We start from the raw sequence: 17,861 nt of genomic DNA on the forward strand, positions 1-17,861 counted from the left end.
TCCAGGTCGTGTTTCTCAGAAGGACATCTACTTCACCAGTCTGAACAGCTGTAAATCTCTCCTGAGCAGAAAGCGGGCGATAATTGACCGCTTCAGCATCACCGAGCACGCCGGCAGCAATTGCTTTGGCAAAGTCGATATCAAATCCTGTGTAGTTTCCATCACTATCCACATACCCGAAACCGGGCAGCTGATCATTTACACCTGCATTCAGTTCTCCACGGTCCAGTACAGCTGAGAGTGTTTCACCGGAAGTGGCTGATGTATTATCCCCATCCACACCTTCTGCTTCGTCATTACCTCCTGCACAGGCTGTCAGGGTCAATAGTGCAGCTGCACTCAGTAAATATTTGCTATAATTCTTCATCTGGTATTCCTCCTATGCTCAAATAGTATTCAGAAACAAAGTGCGATGATTCCAGTCTTTTAACTTTATTAGCTGAGGTGAGGTTCATTTCCTAGCATTGCATATTACTTAGATTATTATATAGTGTGATAAATCTAAATGGAATAATTAAATTAAAAATTACTCGTTATTAATTAACCTAAAAATAACTTGATCCCGGTTCTCAAAAAACAGACGTTATATAAATTATAAGTTGTCTACGCTTTCACATTTGTGACAGGTTTGTCACATTTACTAACTTCATCAAATATATGTTACTAGTTATATTTGTGATTTCCCCATCCTTTTCTAGGCTATCGTTTAAAATACGAAAAACCTCACTAAGAGAATTCCTCTCTTAGTGAGGTTAAAAGTGCATTTATGTGGTCAGTCATTTATCTCTATATCAGTAGCCCGATTCGTAGCTGACTACATTTCTCGGCAAGTCCTCTCCCTTAAGGTAAGCGTCCAGGTTTTCTTCAAATACAGGGAACAAACTCTCGTCATAATCGTCAAGCGTCCCTGATATATGCGGCGTCAGCAGGACATCTTTCCGTCTGTAAATCGGGTGTTCTTCCGGCAGCGGCTCCTGATGAACGACATCTAAAGCTGCATATTCCAGAAACCCTTTATCCAGTGCCTCCAGCAGATCATCTGTGACTACAGTCTGACCGCGTCCGACATTGATGAAAATGGCTGTTTCTTTCATTTCTTTAAACAGGTGGAGATCGAATAAGTCCTTCGTCTGATCCGTCAGAGGTAAAATATTGACGACGACATCTGCCAGCCGTAAAGCTTTTTTCAAATCTTCCTGAGTTACCTGCTCATCCATATACTCGACCTTTTGCCCGCTTCGGTTGACTCCTATCGTATGCATCCCGAATGCTTTTGCCAGTTTCCCGGTCTGCTTGCCAATTTCTCCGGCACCAACGATCAGCATCGTCTTCTGATTCATTTCACGTGCCCTATCGACCTGGTCCCATTTTGACTGATTCTGCATCAGGATAGAATGGCCGATACCTCTCGTGTAACTCAGCAGCATCCCCATAATGGACTCTGCAATGGCATATTTATGTATGCCGCTCGCATTAGTCAACACTATGCCTTTATCTTTCAGTTTTTCCAGATCCATATAATCCACACCTGCAGATTCAAGCTGGATCCATTTGACATTCAGATCGTCACTGTCCAGAAGGCGGGGCCCTTCTTCCTTGTTCCATCCATAAACGATCTCGATATCTGAAATAGAAGAGACATCTTCAAGCGAAGACGCCACTGTGTAGTCTTCTGTCCTCTCTTTGAGTGCCTCGAGCTGCTTGTCTTTAAATGGTCTTAGACTAAGTATCACTTTTGTCACATCACTCACTCCCTCTCTGATAGTGTATAGATTCCTTTATGAAAACTCAACTATCAGTGATTATGGCAGAGAGGAATACTGTCCGGTGACCGTATCAAGTTTCTGAAGCTCATTAGTAGAGACATTGAACCGGTAGATGCCGATCATATTGGACCATGCAACCCCATCTTGTTCGACAGGTTCTCTGACTTCAATGTTGACCCAGTCCTGTTCTGCCTGGTTGACAAAATAAATGTATTTTTCAAAAGCCAGATTTTCATGAAGCATCAGCTGATCGAAAGCATAATTTTCTGCCTCTTCTTTTGTCCATTCATGCTCAACTTCGTCAGACTCTTCCTCAGCTTCTTCTTTCTGAGCGAACCAGACATCCAGTTCCTCATCGGATGCTTCTTCCATCGATAGTCCAGTTGCATTGAAGTAGTCATCAGAATACAGGGCAGACTGACGTTCTTCTTTATATCTGGACTCTTCACTTAGGGCTCCAGCAACTTGCGCTGCTCTATCAGCCTGAATTTCTCTGATCTCATCAAGAAGTCCTTCAGCTTCTTCACTTAATTCAGGATACTCCTCAAGATCATTTTCCATGAGAAGACTCAAGGTCCCCGCTGCTGCATCCAGCTGGTCGGCTTCATATTCTCGTCTGGCCTGATCAAGAAGACTCTGATAGTGCTCCAGGAACTCATCTGCTTCTTCTTCGGGTTCTTCTACGGACACTTCTCCATCATTTTCGGTATCTTCTTCAGGCTCTTCAATGGTCACTGCCACTTCTTCCTCCTGAACGGCTTCATTCTGCTGGCAGGCACTTAGTCCCAGTCCCATTACTGCTACAGCTAAGATCCAATGTTTATTGCTCATGTCTGTTTCCTCCTTTAATCTTCGATATTGTGATAAGCGGCGTAGACCTCCCGCTTTTTCCTCCCACGCAGAACAGCCACTTCCTTGATTGCCTCTTTACTGGAAAAGTTCTGTTCATCCATCACAGCCTCGACATGTTCTTTCAAGCTTAATGATTCCCAGCTTGCTGCCTCTTCTTCCTGAGGCGCACTGTTTCCTTCTGCAATCAGAACGAATTCTCCTCTGATTTGTTCGTTCTGAAGCCGCTTTAGGACCTCTTCTGCGTTTCCGCGTACGAATTCTTCAAAACGCTTGGTCACTTCTCTTGCCAGAACGAGCTGACGTTCCTGACCAAATACAGCTACCATCTGCTCGACCACTTGTCTGACCCGATGCGGAGACTCGTAAAAGACCAGTGTATCGCTTCGTCTGTTCAATTCCTTGAGTGTTGACACAAGTTCTTTTTTCTTCCTCGGCAGAAAACCATAGAAGTAAAAAGGTTGGGGGCTGATACCGGATGCAATCAGTGCTGTCAAAGCCGCATTGGGACCGGGCAATGGGATAACAGAAACCCCCTGCTTGATTGCTTCCTTCACTAATTCGACTCCAGGATCACTGATCGACGGCATACCTGCATCACTCACCTGCGCTATCGACTGTCCACTAAGCATTTTCTCTATCAGCTGAGGCGTCCGCTCATTAATATTGTGCTCATGATAACTGACCTGAGCTGTATCAATTTCGAAATGATTTAGCAGTTTCTGGGTATTTCTTGTATCTTCCGAAGCAATCACATCTACTTCCTTAAGTGTGCGAATGGCACGGAAAGTCATGTCCTCAAGGTTGCCGATAGGGGTCGGTACTAAGTACAATCGTCCTGCATCCTGTTCTTCAAAGCTTTTCTGACTAATTTTCATGTAGCTGCCTCACCTCTTTCACTATACATTGTTTCTGTTCCTTGTAAGGTCTGCTGACCCCATTGCTGGCCAGATACTGGTCTTTCTGTCTGCGCGCAAGCTTCTTGAACGCGGCTTCCGCTTTTGTTGCCTCACTTCTTGAGCCATGTGCTTCAGCATAAATCATCTTCAGCGGGCGTCTTTGTTTGGGACGAGTATATTTTGCACCGATCCCTTCATTATGTTCATTCAGCCGGCGGGCCAGATCTGTCGTGTATCCGCCGTAAAGCGTCCCGTCCCTGCAATGGAGGACATAAAAATAGCTGGCTTGATTGTCTTTGATATCGCTAGTCTTGCTCATTGCCGTAAATCATCCTTCTCACTTCCGGAAAGTAGTTTCCCTCTTCGTCAAATACATATAATGGGGGAAGGATCTTCAATCCGTCTTCTTTGCCTTGTTTAATCCCCTCAATCAGCAGCATATTCGCTTCCCGGTCCGGCTTCGGATAAACGAAACGGATTCTCTTGGGAGCCAGATCCACTTCTCTCATCGCATCGAGAATGTCAAAGAACCGCTCCGGTCGGTGAACAAAATAGGCTTTTCCTTTTGTTTTAAGCAGGCCTGATGTGGCTTTCATCAGCTCTTTCACAGTCAGATGCAACTCATGTCTCGCTATGGCCAGATGTTCGTTGGGATTCTTCCGGCTGCTGTCTGAAACGGTGAAATAAGGTGGATTACATGTGATGATATCGATGGAATCCTTTTTAATGTGCTTATGCACTTTATTGACATCAGCGTGTATGATGTCGATCTGTTCTGTTAAACCATTCAGTTCCACGCTTCGTCGGGCCATATCCGCCAGTCTCTCCTGGATTTCTACAGCCTTGATGCGACTCCTTGTCTGTCCGCTGAGCATAAGCGCAACAGCTCCATTTCCAGAACAGAGATCCACTATCTCTGCCCGGTCATGTCCAGGTACTTTAGCAAAATGACCCAAAAGGACAGCGTCCAGGGAAAATGAAAAGACAGACGGGCTTTGAATGATGTCCAGACCAAACTGCATCAGCTGATCGATCCGTTCATCTCCTTTTAGTTCAGTACTCACTGCATTCTTCCTTTATCATTTGATTAGTATCAGTATACCAAAATAAATATGGAGCTGTGTCGCAATTTCTAAAAAGATTCAGTGTCTGGTTTATTAATTTATGTATGTCGCCCGGCACATTAGCTCAATTCAACTCACTGATTCCCGGACAATTGACAAAAGCCACTCAAAAGTGAGTGGCTTTCTGGTCAAAAATAAATATTTGTAAAGCAAATCGCTGGTTATTTCTATTCATATCTATACTACTAAGTTTCTCATTTAAACGACATGATCCCTACCTCTATCACGTCCTTACAGCCCCAAAGCTGCGCCAGTGCGAATAAACTTCATTAAAACGTGTTTATATAATACTTCATATCTACTTTCAACGTCCTTATAGTATACCACGTCTAACGAATAAATGGTAATCAGACGCTCACCGCTGTTTTTTAAGGAGAAAATCCACGTCCTTAGTTGAAACGATTCTACAACGCATTAGATATACTCCCCATTGTTCCACAAGACCACTTCTCCTCTGTTCAGAGACTGCTGTACATCGATGATGCGCTGATTCGAGCTGCCTCTGAATGCCAGGTTGAGGTTCATCTTGTCCTGCTCAAAACGGCCGTCCACAAGCACATCGATCAGGTCAAGGAGTCGACGTTTATCTTCTGTCCCCTGCATCAGTTCGTCCCACGTATAGCCTGTCCAGGACCAGATATCCTTGTTCCATCCGAAGGTTTCACGCACCTGCTCACAAAGGGGGATCGTGACCCCAGTATTGAGGAATGGTTCTCCGCCAAGCAGAGTCAGCCCCTGGCAGTAGTCTGCACTGAGATCTGCTATGATCTGATTTTCCAGCTCTTCTGTATAGGGTGAACCGTAACTGAAATTCTGGGCCACTTTGTTGTAGCAGCCCTTGCAGGCGAATGGACAGCCACTCACGTAAATGCTGCATCTGACCCCTTCGCCATCCACGAAGTTGTAAGGTTTGTAATCCGCGACATAATTCTTACTGAAGCGTTCTGATGTCCATGAGATTGGATCTGCAGGCATATCAATCAGTCCCTTTTATATGTTTCACACGTGAGGCAATTTCTTTATGACGCCCTTCAACCATTGGACGCTTCTGTGGATTACCTAGATACCCACAAGTCCGCTTGACCACATCACACGTTTCAGGATTCGTGTTTCCACAGCCCGGGCATTCAAATCCATTTTCTGTTGGTTTGAAGTCCCCTTCGAAGTCGCATTCATAACAGTGATCGATCGGTGTATTTGTTCCCAGATATCCGACCCGGTCATACGCATAGTCCCAGACTGCTTCAAGTGCTTTTGGATTCGTCTGAAGTTTAGGGTACTCACAGTAGTGGATAAAGCCGCCTCCTGTGAATTGTGGATAATCTTTTTCAAAATCGAGTTTCTCAAACGGTGTCGGATTCTTCCGTACATCATAATGGAAACTGTTTGTATAGTAGCCTTTTTCTGTAATGTCCTTGATCAGTCCGAATTTTTCAGTATCCAGTTTGCAGAAACGGTCCGTCAGACTTTCACTTGGGGTCGAATATACGCTGACATGAATGCCACTCTCATTCCCCCACTCATCTGCATGCTGTTTCAGTTCTTTCATTATAGACAAGGTAAACTGCTTGGCTTCTTCATCACTTTCCCATTCCGGTCCGAAGAATTGAGCAGCCGCTTCGTACAGACCGATATAGCCTAAGGATATTGTTGCACGTTTGTTGAGGAACAGCTGAGATACCTTGTCTTCCTTTGAGAGTCGCTTGCCGAAAGCGCCATGCATATATAAAATCGGTGCATTAGCCGGCTCCGCATCCATCACGCGTTCAGCTTTAAACATTATCGCATCCTTTACCACCTGAAGACGTTCCTCCAGCAGCGCACTGAATTTGTCTTTATTGCCTTTTGACTCTATCGCGATCCGCGGAATGTTCAACGTGACGACACCAAGATTCATTCGACCAGCTGCGACATCATTTCCCTGTTCATCTTTCCATCCCTGAAGGAAGGACCGGCAGCCCATCGGTGTTTTGAAACTTCCTGTAATGTCGATCAGTTTATCATAGTTCAGCACATCTGGGTACATGCGTTTAGTTGAACACTCCAGCGCAAGCGTTTTGATATCGTAGTTGGGCTCTTCCGGGTTAAGGTTCAACCCTCGTTTAAGTGTAAAAATCAGTTTGGGAAAAATAGCCGTTCTCTTTTCTTTCCCTAACCCGTTTATACGGACTTTGAGAATCGCTTTCTGTATTTCTCTTTCGATCCAGTTGGAGCCCAGTCCAAATCCCAGACTGGTGAACGGCGTCTGACCCTGTGAAGTATAAAGAGTATTGATCTCGTATTCCAGACTCTGCATCGCATCGTATATGTCTTTCTTTGTCTTTTCTGTTGCAAAGGCCTGCTGTCTTTCTTCTCCTTCGATCCAGTCGCTTGCTGTTTTCATATGCTTCTTGTAATTCAGTTCGGCATATGGTGCCAGTACTTCATCGATCCGGTCGAAGCTGCAGCCACCGTACTGACTTGATGCCACGTTGGCAATGATCTGAGCCGTCTGAGCTGCCGCGGTCTGAATGGACTTCGGAGATCCCACTTCTGCATTTCCGATTTGGAAACCTTCTTCAAACATATGTTTGAAATCGATCAGGCAGCAGTTACTCATCGGTGCGTAAGGGGTATAGTCCAGATCATGATAGTGCAGCTCACCTTTTTCATGCGCATTAGCCACATGAGGCGGCAGCATTTTCAGTCCAAGCGCCTTGCCTACAATTCCTGCCGTCAGATCACGCTGAGTATTGAACACTTTGCTGTCTTTATTGGCATTTTCATTGACAATGGATTTTTCTTTCTGAAGCAGACTCTTGATCATTGCATTAACGTCTCGTCTCGTTTCACGTTCCTTTTCTTTTTCCTCGCGTCTTTGGATATAGCCTTCTGCCAGATCATCGTACTCATATGATTTCAGGATATCCAGAACCATAAAGTCGATTTCTTTCGTATTCAGGTGTGTCAAATTCTTATAGAGAATCATTTCCTCTACTTCATAGGCAATAGCTTTCAAGTCGTCTATACTGTAGTTCAGATCCAGCTGCTCCACGGCCTGAAACAAGGCTTCAGTTATTTTTTTTCGGCTGTACTTCTGCATACGTCCGTCACGTTTCTGTACATCTTTCAGCCCATCATTGATAACTTTTTCGTTATGTTCCGCAATTTTCCTGTCGTTCCACTTCACTTTCTGCATCACACCGCACCATCCTTCTTAATTTTTACCTTTTTAGTTTGAAATATTTTTCACAAGTGAGTCTAAAAAAAATGATTGTGAATTTTATGTATCACATGTATAGAGTGCAGGCGCCTCTATGAAAAGACGCCTTTTCTCTATTTAATCTTTAATTAGCTGAACCATTCAACATAATCATTATCTGACATCGATTCAACCATCCCGACCAGATACCCGTTCCCTACTTGAGAGAAGAAGTCGTGGTTGCTTGTTCCAGTAGAAATTCCGTTCATGATGATCGGATCCACATCCTCCGCAGTGTCCGGGAACAGTGGATCGAATCCCAGGTTCTGCAGCGCTTTGTTGGCATTATAGCGCAGGAATGTTCCGACACTTTCTGTCCATCCGATGGAGTCATACAGATAACTCGTGTACTCCATCTCATTTTCATACAACTTAAAAAGCAAATCGTAGGTCCAGTTTTTCATCTCTTCCTGTTCTGATTCAGTCAGCTGATTGAACCCGATCTGGAATTTATAGCCAATATATGTCCCGTGAACCGATTCATCGCGCAGGATCAGCTTGATGATTTCAGCCACATTAGTCAGCTTACTGTTTCCCAGATACCGTAGTGGTGCGTAAAAACCCGAATAAAACAGGAAAGACTCAAGGAATACACTGGCAACTTTTTTCTGAAGCTCCGTGCCTTCCTGATAAATCGCATTGATGATCTGAGCTTTTTTCTGAAGCATCGGATTGCTGTGCGTCCAGTCAAAGATGTCATCTATCTCTGATTTCGTATTAAGTGTACTGAATATGGCACTGTAGCTCTTGGCATGCATCGATTCCATGAACTCGATGTTGTTGTAGACCGCTTCTTCATGCTGCGTCCGGCTGTGCTTCTTCAGTGATTCGATTCCATCCTGAGACTGGAGTGTATCCAGAAGTGTCAGGCCTCCGAATACTTTGGCGATCATATCCTTTTCGTCAAGTGACAGCTTGTTCCAGTCACTTAAGTCGTTCGACAAGGGAATACGCGTATCGGTCCAGAACTGCTCGACCAGTTTTTCCCATGTCAGCTTGTCGATCATGTCTTCTATACGATTCCAGTTGATCGCTTTATAGGTTTCAGTCACTTTAAACTCTCCTTCATTACAACTGACGACTGCTTTCGTCACTGTCATTCTGTTTGTAGCTTATATCGTACAGCTCTCACATGCATTTGCGCCGATTTCTTCCTCATCATCAGTAAATGTACGGATGTAGTAAATCGACTTGATGCCTTTTTTGTGTGCATAATGTCTAAGCAGTGTCAGGTCACGTGTGGTCTGTTTGTTCGTTCTGCCTTCTTTCCACTCATAGAGACCTTCAGGAATCACTGAACGCATGAAGAGAGTAAGACTCATTCCCTGATCGACGTGCTTCTGTGCCGCAGCATAGATATCGATCACTTTACGCATATCCATATCATAGGCACTGACATAGTACGGCATGGTGTCATTCGATAGATATGGAGCAGGATAATAGGTTTTACCTGTCAGCTTTTCCTGACGCTCTTCTACCAGACGAGTGATCGGATGGATACTCGCTGAGGTTTCGTTGACATAGCTGATCGATCCAGTCGGTGCAACAGCCAATCGGTTCTGATGATACAGACCGTCTTTCTTCACGTCTTCTTTCAGCTGATCCCAGTCTTCTTTTGTCGGTACAGCAATGCCGCGTTCCTTGAAGATCTGTGCCACTTTATCATGTGCAAAAGTGAAAGAAGATTCAGTATAGCGGTCAAAATAACTGCCGTCTGCATAAGACGATTTCTCAAAATTATGGAACACTTGACCGCGTTCAGCAGCCATCTTGTTGCTGGCCTTCAATGTATAGTAGTTTAAAAGCATGAAGTAGGCATCTGTAAATTCTACAGACTCCGGTGATCCATAATGCATCTGGTTCAAAGCAAAGAACGTATGCAGACCCATTGCGCCCAGACCGATCGTATGGTACTTGTCGTTTCCGTTCTTGACTGTCGGCACCGCTTCGATGCTTGACTGATCCGTCACATAAGTCAGGGCACGTACCATCGTATCCACAGACATTTCGAAGTCCGGCGTATTCATCAGGTTGACGACATTTGTCGATCCCAGGTTACAGCTGATATCCGTCCCCATGATTTCATATTCCTGATTATCTTTAATAAGAGAAGGCTCCTGAATTTGAAGGATCTCACTGCACAGGTTACTCATCGTGATCGTGCCGTATACCGGGTTCTCTCTATTCGCCGTATCGATGTTGATGACGTAAGGATAGCCGGATTCCTGCTGAAGTTTGGAAATTTCATTTTCCAGTTCACGCGCATTGATTTTCGTTTTCTTGATTTCAGGGTTAGCGACCAGATTGTCGTATTCTTTTGTGATATCGATATACGCAAAAGGTTCACCGTATATGCGTTCGACATCGTACGGACTGAACAAGTACATATCTCCGTTATGAGCCGCCAGCTCATAAAATTTATCCGGAACGACGACACCAAGAGACAGTGTTTTTACACGCACTTTTTCATCAGCGTTTTCCTTTTTCGTTGACAGAAAACGTAGAATATCTGGGTGGAATACATTAAGATAAACCGCTCCTGCACCATTTCTCTGGCCTAGCTGATTCGAATAGCTGAAACTGTCTTCCAGAAGTTTCATAACTGGCAGCACGCCACTTGAAGCATTTTCGATTTTCTTGATCGGATCCCCTGCTGCTCTTAAGTTCGTCAGGTTCACGCCCACTCCGCCTCCAATACGAGACAGCTGAAGCGCTGAGTTGATGACACGGCCAATGCTGTTCATATCATCTGTTGCCTGGATAAGGAAGCATGAGACTAGTTCCCCACGACGCTTTCTTCCAGCGTTAAGGAACGTCGGTGTAGCCGGCTGATAGCGCTGATGAATGATTTCATCGGCTATATGTCTGGCCAAGTCTTCGTTTCCGTCTGCTAAGTACAACGCGTTGAACGCGATACGGTCTTCAAATCGCTCCAGATAACGTGTACCATCGTCAGTTTTCAGGGCATACTGAGTGTAGAATTTGTAAGCGCCCATGAATGAACGGAAACGAAACTCTTTCAGATATAGCTCTTCGAATAATTGCTCTATGAATGTTCTACTGTATTTATTTATAAATCCTTCTTCTATAAAATCCTGTTCGATCAGAAAATCTATCTTTTCAGAAACCGACTCGAAAGGAACAGTATTGGGATTGACGTGCTCTTTAAAGTACGCACGTACAGCCTCCTGATCTTTTTGGAGGGGAATCTGGTTATTTACCGGTCTGTTTATCTGGTTATTTAATTTAAAATATGTGATCTCATTTGTTTTATCTTTCACTGTGCTGTTCGAAGCCAAGATCTTTCACCGCTTTCTTCAATTTTCTTACGTCTTCGTCTGTTCCCTGAAATTCGAACTGGTGAAGCAGAGGAACCTGGTACGCTTCAGCTATATCCTTAGCTGTAAAGATAAATAGCTTGCCGAAGTTCAGATTTCCTCCGCCAGCTATTCCGTTGAATAATTCCTTATTTCTGCCCGTTTCTAAAAAATCATTCAGCAGATCACTGACTTCCCCGTCATAAGTCGGTGTGACAATGATAAAGGGCTCTTCCATGTCAATAAAAGGATTTGCTGGATCAAGCTCCAGCAAATCCATATTTAGTTTCTTCACAAATTTTCTGGTCTGTCCTGTCAGAGAAAAGTACACAACTTTCATTCTTATGCCAGTCTGTTCAGCAAGTCCGGTCTGAATCCGTGGAACGCTTCAATGCCCTCAGCAATGACCACTGGAAGTGAACTGAATCCCAGGCTCTTCACTTCATCAACAGCCTTCTCATTCTCTTCGATGTCTTTGATCTGGTAAGGAATCCCCTTGTCTTCCAGGAATTTTTTCGTGAAGTTGCACTGCATGCAATTCGGTTTTGAATAAACGACTACTGGTGTATTTTGCATTGTTATCTCCTCCATGGCACTTTTCCATAAAACCCTTAGACACTACATGTTGTGTGTCTTTTAATTTGAGTGATTTTTTTGTTTTTTTACGATAACTTTATTTTACAGTAGTAAAATAAAAAATCAAGTCCAAAGCACTAGATATATTGTTTATTTTTAAACCGAACACAACATATAGCGTCCGAAACAAAAACACACTCCCGAGCTAAACGCACAAACGCACATTTGTCGGGAGTGTTTAATTGTTAAGAACTTATTTGTTTTTTTCTAAACACTATATATTGTGGTTCTACTTTCTTTCACCATAGATTACTTCAAGACAAAATGCACATGGCTCATCGCCGTCTCTTCTCGATCCGTAAAACAAGTTACAGACATGGAAGCCGTCTTCATATATTTTTTCAAGATTTAAACGGGACTTAGTCATACCTGTGTCAGTAATCTGCTTTTCGAGTGATTGCTGTTTCATGATTTCTGCTAACCGATCTCGTAGGTGCTGATTCTCCATCCGTAAAACATGATTATCTTCGGTCAGATGAGATAACTCTTCTTTCATGTTTTTTATAATTTTCAAGGTGGCTTCTGCTTGAGATTCTAAATCAGAAAATGTATCGTGCAATTCTTTTTTATTCATACGTCACCACTTCTTTGTTCTTTCATCGTCACCTGCTGATTGAAGCGAGTCGATTTCTCACATCTTTTTATAGCATACCATGATTAGAATGAAAAAGCCAAATGAACTGAGAGTCTTTTCATTTATCTTTTATTCCTGATGACATCAACAATCTGCAGCGAGCAGTCTTCAAAAACCCCCTGGGCAGCGACATTACTGTCAAGCATTTTCTTCCCGTTCAAAATGACTTCCATCATTTCAGCTATCGCCAATGGACGAAAACGCTGAGCTCCTGACTGAATAGTCTCCTTATACTTTTCGAATGCATAAACATGTGCTTCACTCACCTGGCTGTTCAGTATATCCTGAAGAAGGATCAGAACCAGATCCATGACCATCAGCTGATCTTTCTTCTCACGAGCCAGAGGCATCAGATCGGTATGCACATAAACAAAGGCCTGATCATCTTTCTTGGACATGAAACTGAACCATTTCCAGACTGCCTGTACCAATTGAAGCAACTCTTCATTTTCAGCCAGTTCCTGGGCCTGATCGGCATCACTTGTCAGATGGATCAGCAAAGCTGCCTTTTCTTTTGAAATGCCACGCTCGACAAGAAGAGACAGTCGCTCTTCTTTAGGCAGCTGAGGAAAATGAATCAGCTGACAGCGAGACAGGATCGTGTCCAGCAGTCTGTGCTTTGCCGTGGTCAGAAGAAACAGGTAGATTTCTCCATCCGGTTCTTCCAGAAATTTAAGCAGGCTGTTTGCAGCCTGGATCGTCATTTTTTCTACATCTTCAACGATGACGACTTTCCGGCGGCTTTCCATTCCACTTTTTGTAAACTCTTCTTTCAGGCTTCTGACTTGTCCAATTTTAATTGACTGACCATCCGGTTCGATTTCAATAACATCCGGATGATAATGCGCTCTGATTCGTTGACACGTCTGGCAGGTCTGACAGGCTCCGCCCTCGCTGCTGCTTTCCGGACAGTAAAGAGACTGCGTGACCCACATGGCCATGTCTTTTTTTCCAGTACCCGCTTTGCCTTCGAACAGATAGGCATGCTGCAGTGTCTTCTGATTAAGCAACTGAAGAAACAGCCGCTGAATGCTCGGCTGTTTGATTGTTTGAGTAGACATTATCTGTCCTCTTTCTCGATTAAAATTGCAGGAACTGGTCGATTGGCAGAACGAATAACGTCGCTCCTCCAACTTCAACATCCACTGGATACGTCAGGTCTGATTCCAGAGTAAAATCATAAGACGGTGGGCTCATCATTGTCTGGCTGCGGGTTGAACAGTTCTCTTTGATCAGTTCAAGTACCTCGTCAACTTTCCGGTCCTCTACCCCTAACAGGAATGTTGTATTACCTGATCTTAAAAACCCACCGGTGGAAGAGAGTTTTGTGGCTCTGATTCCGTTCTCCACAAATTCATCTGCCAGACGTTTGCTGTCCTGATTCTGTACAATTGCTACGATTAGTTTCATCGTGATCATCCTTTCTTATTTTCAATATGTGTCATTCAGTTTTGCTTTGATGACTGCCCAGGTATCTTCAAATACTTTTTCTTCTGCCTGAGATGCATCGATAATGGAAAACCGCTCGGGTTCCTGACTGATCAGCCGAGCGTATCCCTTTCTTACTTCTTCATGAAAAGTGACGGTTTCAAGCTCAAGGCGATCCTGAGAACGGTTGGATTTCTTGTCCCGTATGCGTGACAAGCCGACTTCCGCTGCGACATCAAGATAGATCGTCAGATCAGGTTTTAACCCTTCAATAGCGAAGGCATTAATGGCCTTGACTTCTTCTACACCAATTCCTCTAGCCTGCCCCTGATAAGCGATCGAACTATCGACAAAACGGTCACATAAGACGATGTCTCCTCTGCTCAATGCCGGTCTGATCTTTTCAACGACATGCTGTCGCCTTCCAGCAGCGAGAAGCAGCGCTTCAGTTCTGGCATCCATCTTAGTATGTACAGGATTGAGCAGGATTTCTCTGATCTCTTCGGCAATATCACTTCCACCAGGTTCCCTTGTCATTACTAAAGGACGGTCTGTTTCCTCCTGTATGGCCTTTTGAAGTCTTCTGACCAGGCTGCTTTTACCTGCTCCATCAGGCCCTTCAATAGTTATAAATAGTCCCTTCAAGCCTTCTTCCAACTTTCTAATCGATTTCTACTTATATTATACGTTAGATGAGGAGAGGTTGTCTATTCTTTCTATATCAAGTAAAAAATAAATAGGGTACAGTCACTGACCGCACCCTTCGTGTTATTAACTAAGATGATCCCCTCTAACCTGTCTGATACGCGCTTCTTTAAAGAGATAAAAATACTTGGCCTTTTGAAGTTTAAGCTGTACTTCCCATTCCGGATGGTCCTTGATCATCAGTTCTTCCAGTTGCTTATCGGCTTCGTACAGTTTTTTCTGCTTATTGATGAGTGCGATCAGTTTATCATCGTACGTATTCTTAAGCTGGTGTTTTTTTCTGAACAATCCCATACTATGATCCCCTACATTTCTCTTCTGCCTTCAACAGCTTTCAGCAGAGTAACTTCGTCGGCATATTCAATATCACTGCCAACCGATAAACCATGGGCCAGACGTGTGACTTTGATTCCTGCCGGCTTGATCAGTCTCGACAGATACATTGCCGTTGCCTCTCCTTCAGCTGTTGCATTGGTCGCAACGATAACTTCCTTGACTTCATCTTTCTGAAGACGTTTGATCAGGACAGGAATATTGATATCCTCCGGGCCAGTCCCTTCAATAGGAGAGAGCACGCCATGAAGGACATGATACAAGCCTTTGAATTCATGCATCTTCTCCATTGCTATCACGTCTTTTGCCTGCTCCACTACTAAGATGACAGACTGGTCCCGATTCTTGTCTTCGCAGATATCACATGGGTCATTCTGTGTCATGTTCCCACAGACCGAACAGTATGTCAGGTCACGTTTAACGCTGATCAGTGACTTGGCAAAACGGGTCACGTCATCTTCTTTCATATTCACCGTATAAAAAGCCAGGCGGGCAGCTGTTTTCTCCCCGATTCCTGGCAGTTTCATATAACTCTCCATCAATTGTGCTATCGGTTCTGGATAGTGCATAACCGTTTCCTTTCTACTGCGAAACGAATAGATCCATACTCGTCATACAGTCTACAAACATTCCTCCAGATTATAATCCTGGGATTCCTAATCCTTTAGAGTACTTGCCCATTGTTTTTTCAGTTTCTTCATCGATTTTACCTAACGCATCGTTTACAGCTAAAAGAACGAGGTCTTCAATGATTTCCACATCTTCAGGATCAACGATGTCTTCTTTGATTCTAACTTCCCGACATGTTTTGTCTCCTGTAAATTTGACTGTCACCAGGTCATCATTAGCTGATCCAGTAAACTCTGTTGCATTCAGAGCAGCCTGAGCCTGTTCCATTTCTTTCTGCATCTTCTGCATTTTCTTCATCATACCTTGCATATTTCCCATTCCACCGCGCATCGGCATTCATCCTCTCTTATTCTTTAATATTTACGATTTCTTCTCCGAAGAGACCGATCGCTTCACTCACGACGGGTTCTTCTTCCGGTTCTGACTGTTCTTCGCTGGAGACTTCTTCAGATTCCCCGGACTGATTTTTCATCTGCTGAATAAATGATTGACGGACTGCAGGCCATTGTTCACTCGGCACACTGCACATCCCGGCACGATGACCGATCACTTTTTCAAGATAGTCACCGACCGATTCCAGAAGGAAGGAATCATTTGAAGCCCTCTCACATAGAATATCATAATCAAAGGTGACAACCAACCCATTAGGACTGGCCGCAACTGGCTTGGAGGTCTTCATTATTGCTTTCTGACCTGCAGGCAGGAAATCAATCAGATCAGGCCAGACATCTTTCAGCTTGACCAGATCTCCTTTTGTCGCTTTTTCCAGCACTTTGAATACCTGTGTCTGATTCACCTTGAACGTCTGCTGTTTCCTGGATTTACGTGACTGGTTCGAGGCTTTTGGCGCAGCAGGTTTCTGCCCCCCCTGCTGCATCTGCTCGATCAGTGTCTGCATCTGCTGCATTTTCTTCTTCAATGCATCGATGTCTCCGTTGTCTGCTTTCATTTCCTGTACAGGACCAGCAGCCGATCCACTCGCAGGTTTTGAAACAGGCTGGGTCAGTCGGACTGTCGCAACTTCAAGATAAACTTCCGCGTGACTGGACAGCCTCATTTCCTGATGGGTCTGATTCATGACCCGAATGATTTCGTAAATTTTTTCAGGATCGGCTTCTTCTGCGAGAGTCTTGAACTGGTCATCGACCTTACTCATTTTAAGCAGGACATCTTCCCCTGTCTTCTTATAAATCAGGATGTCTCTACAGAAAAGGATCGTGTCATCGACCAGTCGGTTGGCATCTTTTCCTTCCTGAAGGATCGCATGAAGCAGGCTCAATCCTTTCTCCGTATCGTTGACTAAAGAAGCGGAGACGTAATCGCCCAGCAGCTCCTGAGTGATGCTGCCGGTGATTCGAAGCGTATCTTCTAAAGTGACCGACCCGCTTGAAAAGGACAAGGCCTGATCGAGTATGCTCAAAGCATCCCGCATACCCCCTTCCGCCGCCTTGGCGATAGCCAGAAGTGCATCTTCTTCGTAAGCCACGTCCTTTTCCTGCAGAATAAATGTCATCCGTCTGATAATATCCTGAGGGGAAATACGTCTGAAATCAAACCGTTGCGTCCTTGAAATGATCGTCAGCGGAATTTTGTGCGGTTCAGTTGTAGCTAAAATGAACACGACATTCGCAGGAGGCTCTTCGAGTGTCTTCAAAAGTGCATTGAATGCTCCCATTGACAGCATGTGAACCTCGTCAATAATATATACTTTATACTCAGCCTGGGTCGGCGCATAATTTGCCTTTTCCCTGATGTCTCTTATTTCTTCTACACCGTTATTACTGGCGGCATCTATCTCAATGACGTCATTCAAATTCCCTCGTGTGATCGATTCACAGATGTCACACTCATTACATGGCTCTCCATCTTGAGAATGAGGGCAGTTCATGGCTTTAGCAAAAATTTTGGCCGCACTGGTCTTTCCTGTTCCCCGAGGTCCGGAGAAAAGATAGGCGTGGCTGGTATTGCCCTGACTCAAGGCATTTTTAAGCGTTTTGGTGACAGCCTCCTGTCCAGCTACGTCTGAAAACCGCTGGGGACGCCAGACACGATATAAAGCTTGATAACTCATTGTCTCCCTCTTTTCTAGGTACTTGCTCTACACTATTATAGGCCAAAATGAAGTGAATGTGAACTACCCACCACTTAAATCCTTTGGATTTTGAAGTGGGTGCTTCCTACGAACTCCATTCTTATCTGCACAGACTTCATACAGACAGAGGAATCGGATAGGGGTAGGCTCAAAAGGCAGTCCCTGCCTCATTGATTTTCTTTTACTTGGCCAATGCCAAGAGGTTTT

Annotated in this window: 20 protein-coding genes; all 20 read right to left on the reverse strand. The window is 44.3% G+C overall.

Annotated elements, in window-relative coordinates; translation table 11 throughout:
* On the reverse strand, positions 1–367 hold a 367-nt coding region (locus tag ACYQ4S_RS07385; protein WP_459770325.1), incomplete at its 3' end, for a transporter substrate-binding domain-containing protein.
* Between the two features lie 424 nt (positions 368–791).
* On the reverse strand, positions 792–1,742 hold the full coding sequence (locus ACYQ4S_RS07390; protein WP_459770327.1) for an NAD(P)-dependent oxidoreductase: 951 nt from the start codon (positions 1,740–1,742) through the stop codon (positions 792–794).
* Positions 1,743–1,802: 60 nt separating this feature from the next.
* Positions 1,803–2,597, reverse strand: coding sequence for a hypothetical protein (locus ACYQ4S_RS07395; RefSeq protein WP_459770329.1), 795 nt, complete (start codon positions 2,595–2,597; stop codon positions 1,803–1,805).
* A gap of 14 nt (positions 2,598–2,611) precedes the next feature.
* Positions 2,612–3,493: a 16S rRNA (cytidine(1402)-2'-O)-methyltransferase gene (gene rsmI, locus ACYQ4S_RS07400; RefSeq protein ID WP_459770330.1), complete on the reverse strand. Its 882-nt coding sequence runs from the start codon at positions 3,491–3,493 to the stop codon at positions 2,612–2,614.
* The gene (locus ACYQ4S_RS07405; RefSeq protein WP_459770332.1) at positions 3,483–3,833 is read right to left on the reverse strand and encodes a GIY-YIG nuclease family protein; all 351 of its coding nucleotides are present in this window, start codon (positions 3,831–3,833) and stop codon (positions 3,483–3,485) included. Before ACYQ4S_RS07405 ends, rsmI begins: the two co-directional genes overlap by 11 nt.
* The gene (locus ACYQ4S_RS07410; protein ID WP_459770334.1) at positions 3,820–4,578 is read right to left on the reverse strand and encodes a tRNA1(Val) (adenine(37)-N6)-methyltransferase; all 759 of its coding nucleotides are present in this window, start codon (positions 4,576–4,578) and stop codon (positions 3,820–3,822) included. The genes ACYQ4S_RS07405 and ACYQ4S_RS07410 overlap by 14 nt, the downstream gene beginning before the upstream one ends.
* 474 nt (positions 4,579–5,052) lie before the next feature.
* Complete coding sequence (nrdG, locus tag ACYQ4S_RS07415) at positions 5,053–5,613, reverse strand: anaerobic ribonucleoside-triphosphate reductase activating protein (RefSeq protein WP_459770336.1); 561 nt, start codon at positions 5,611–5,613, stop codon at positions 5,053–5,055.
* A gap of 1 nt (position 5,614) precedes the next feature.
* Entirely contained in the window at positions 5,615–7,816 is a 2,202-nt protein-coding gene (gene nrdD / locus ACYQ4S_RS07420) for an anaerobic ribonucleoside-triphosphate reductase (RefSeq protein ID WP_459770337.1), read from the reverse strand.
* A 152-nt stretch (positions 7,817–7,968) separates the two neighbouring features.
* Positions 7,969–8,931: a class 1b ribonucleoside-diphosphate reductase subunit beta gene (gene nrdF, locus ACYQ4S_RS07425; RefSeq protein ID WP_307724204.1), complete on the reverse strand. Its 963-nt coding sequence runs from the start codon at positions 8,929–8,931 to the stop codon at positions 7,969–7,971.
* Positions 8,932–8,991: 60 nt separating this feature from the next.
* Entirely contained in the window at positions 8,992–11,178 is a 2,187-nt protein-coding gene (gene nrdE / locus ACYQ4S_RS07430) for a class 1b ribonucleoside-diphosphate reductase subunit alpha (protein WP_459770339.1), read from the reverse strand.
* Positions 11,150–11,536, reverse strand: coding sequence for a class Ib ribonucleoside-diphosphate reductase assembly flavoprotein NrdI (gene nrdI / locus ACYQ4S_RS07435; RefSeq protein WP_459770341.1), 387 nt, complete (start codon positions 11,534–11,536; stop codon positions 11,150–11,152). Before nrdI ends, nrdE begins: the two co-directional genes overlap by 29 nt.
* Positions 11,537–11,538: 2 nt before the next feature.
* On the reverse strand, positions 11,539–11,772 hold the full coding sequence (gene nrdH / locus ACYQ4S_RS07440; protein ID WP_091267404.1) for a glutaredoxin-like protein NrdH: 234 nt from the start codon (positions 11,770–11,772) through the stop codon (positions 11,539–11,541).
* A gap of 289 nt (positions 11,773–12,061) precedes the next feature.
* Positions 12,062–12,406: a DNA replication initiation control protein YabA gene (locus ACYQ4S_RS07445; protein WP_091267407.1), complete on the reverse strand. Its 345-nt coding sequence runs from the start codon at positions 12,404–12,406 to the stop codon at positions 12,062–12,064.
* 122 nt (positions 12,407–12,528) lie between these two features.
* A complete protein-coding gene (holB, locus tag ACYQ4S_RS07450) occupies positions 12,529–13,527 on the reverse strand; it encodes a DNA polymerase III subunit delta' (protein WP_459770343.1) in 999 nt (332 codons plus the stop codon).
* 19 nt (positions 13,528–13,546) lie between these two features.
* Positions 13,547–13,876 (reverse strand): cyclic-di-AMP receptor, encoded by a 330-nt coding sequence (locus ACYQ4S_RS07455; protein WP_091482791.1) that lies wholly within the window; start codon positions 13,874–13,876, stop codon positions 13,547–13,549.
* 21 nt (positions 13,877–13,897) lie between these two features.
* Entirely contained in the window at positions 13,898–14,539 is a 642-nt protein-coding gene (tmk, locus tag ACYQ4S_RS07460) for a dTMP kinase (RefSeq protein ID WP_459770345.1), read from the reverse strand.
* A 126-nt stretch (positions 14,540–14,665) separates the two neighbouring features.
* Complete coding sequence (locus ACYQ4S_RS07465; protein ID WP_346023748.1) at positions 14,666–14,893, reverse strand: YaaL family protein; 228 nt, start codon at positions 14,891–14,893, stop codon at positions 14,666–14,668.
* An 11-nt stretch (positions 14,894–14,904) separates the two neighbouring features.
* Positions 14,905–15,501 (reverse strand): recombination mediator RecR, encoded by a 597-nt coding sequence (gene recR, locus ACYQ4S_RS07470; RefSeq protein WP_459770347.1) that lies wholly within the window; start codon positions 15,499–15,501, stop codon positions 14,905–14,907.
* A 70-nt stretch (positions 15,502–15,571) separates the two neighbouring features.
* Positions 15,572–15,892 (reverse strand): YbaB/EbfC family nucleoid-associated protein, encoded by a 321-nt coding sequence (locus ACYQ4S_RS07475; protein ID WP_346023750.1) that lies wholly within the window; start codon positions 15,890–15,892, stop codon positions 15,572–15,574.
* A 16-nt stretch (positions 15,893–15,908) separates the two neighbouring features.
* On the reverse strand, positions 15,909–17,633 hold the full coding sequence (gene dnaX, locus ACYQ4S_RS07480; RefSeq protein ID WP_459770349.1) for a DNA polymerase III subunit gamma/tau: 1,725 nt from the start codon (positions 17,631–17,633) through the stop codon (positions 15,909–15,911).
* Positions 17,634–17,861: the final 228 nt, after the last annotated feature.

The sequence above is a fragment of the Alkalibacterium sp. s-m-28 genome, from assembly GCF_054658175.1.

What these genes read in the sequence shown, in the direction of transcription:
- ACYQ4S_RS07395 (WP_459770329.1), bottom strand. Translation starts at nt 2,597, where the DNA reads ATGAGCAATAAACATTGGATCTTAGCTGTAGCAGTAATGGGACTGGGA.
- rsmI (WP_459770330.1), bottom strand. Translation starts at nt 3,493, where the DNA reads ATGAAAATTAGTCAGAAAAGCTTTGAAGAACAGGATGCAGGACGATTG.
- ACYQ4S_RS07405 (WP_459770332.1), bottom strand. Translation starts at nt 3,833, where the DNA reads ATGAGCAAGACTAGCGATATCAAAGACAATCAAGCCAGCTATTTTTAT.
- nrdG (WP_459770336.1), bottom strand. Translation starts at nt 5,613, where the DNA reads ATGCCTGCAGATCCAATCTCATGGACATCAGAACGCTTCAGTAAGAAT.
- nrdD (WP_459770337.1), bottom strand. Translation starts at nt 7,816, where the DNA reads ATGCAGAAAGTGAAGTGGAACGACAGGAAAATTGCGGAACATAACGAA.
- nrdI (WP_459770341.1), bottom strand. Translation starts at nt 11,536, where the DNA reads ATGAAAGTTGTGTACTTTTCTCTGACAGGACAGACCAGAAAATTTGTG.
- nrdH (WP_091267404.1), bottom strand. Translation starts at nt 11,772, where the DNA reads ATGCAAAATACACCAGTAGTCGTTTATTCAAAACCGAATTGCATGCAG.
- ACYQ4S_RS07445 (WP_091267407.1), bottom strand. Translation starts at nt 12,406, where the DNA reads ATGAATAAAAAAGAATTGCACGATACATTTTCTGATTTAGAATCTCAA.
- holB (WP_459770343.1), bottom strand. Translation starts at nt 13,527, where the DNA reads ATGTCTACTCAAACAATCAAACAGCCGAGCATTCAGCGGCTGTTTCTT.
- ACYQ4S_RS07455 (WP_091482791.1), bottom strand. Translation starts at nt 13,876, where the DNA reads ATGAAACTAATCGTAGCAATTGTACAGAATCAGGACAGCAAACGTCTG.
- ACYQ4S_RS07465 (WP_346023748.1), bottom strand. Translation starts at nt 14,893, where the DNA reads ATGGGATTGTTCAGAAAAAAACACCAGCTTAAGAATACGTACGATGAT.
- recR (WP_459770347.1), bottom strand. Translation starts at nt 15,501, where the DNA reads ATGCACTATCCAGAACCGATAGCACAATTGATGGAGAGTTATATGAAA.
- ACYQ4S_RS07475 (WP_346023750.1), bottom strand. Translation starts at nt 15,892, where the DNA reads ATGCGCGGTGGAATGGGAAATATGCAAGGTATGATGAAGAAAATGCAG.
- dnaX (WP_459770349.1), bottom strand. Translation starts at nt 17,633, where the DNA reads ATGAGTTATCAAGCTTTATATCGTGTCTGGCGTCCCCAGCGGTTTTCA.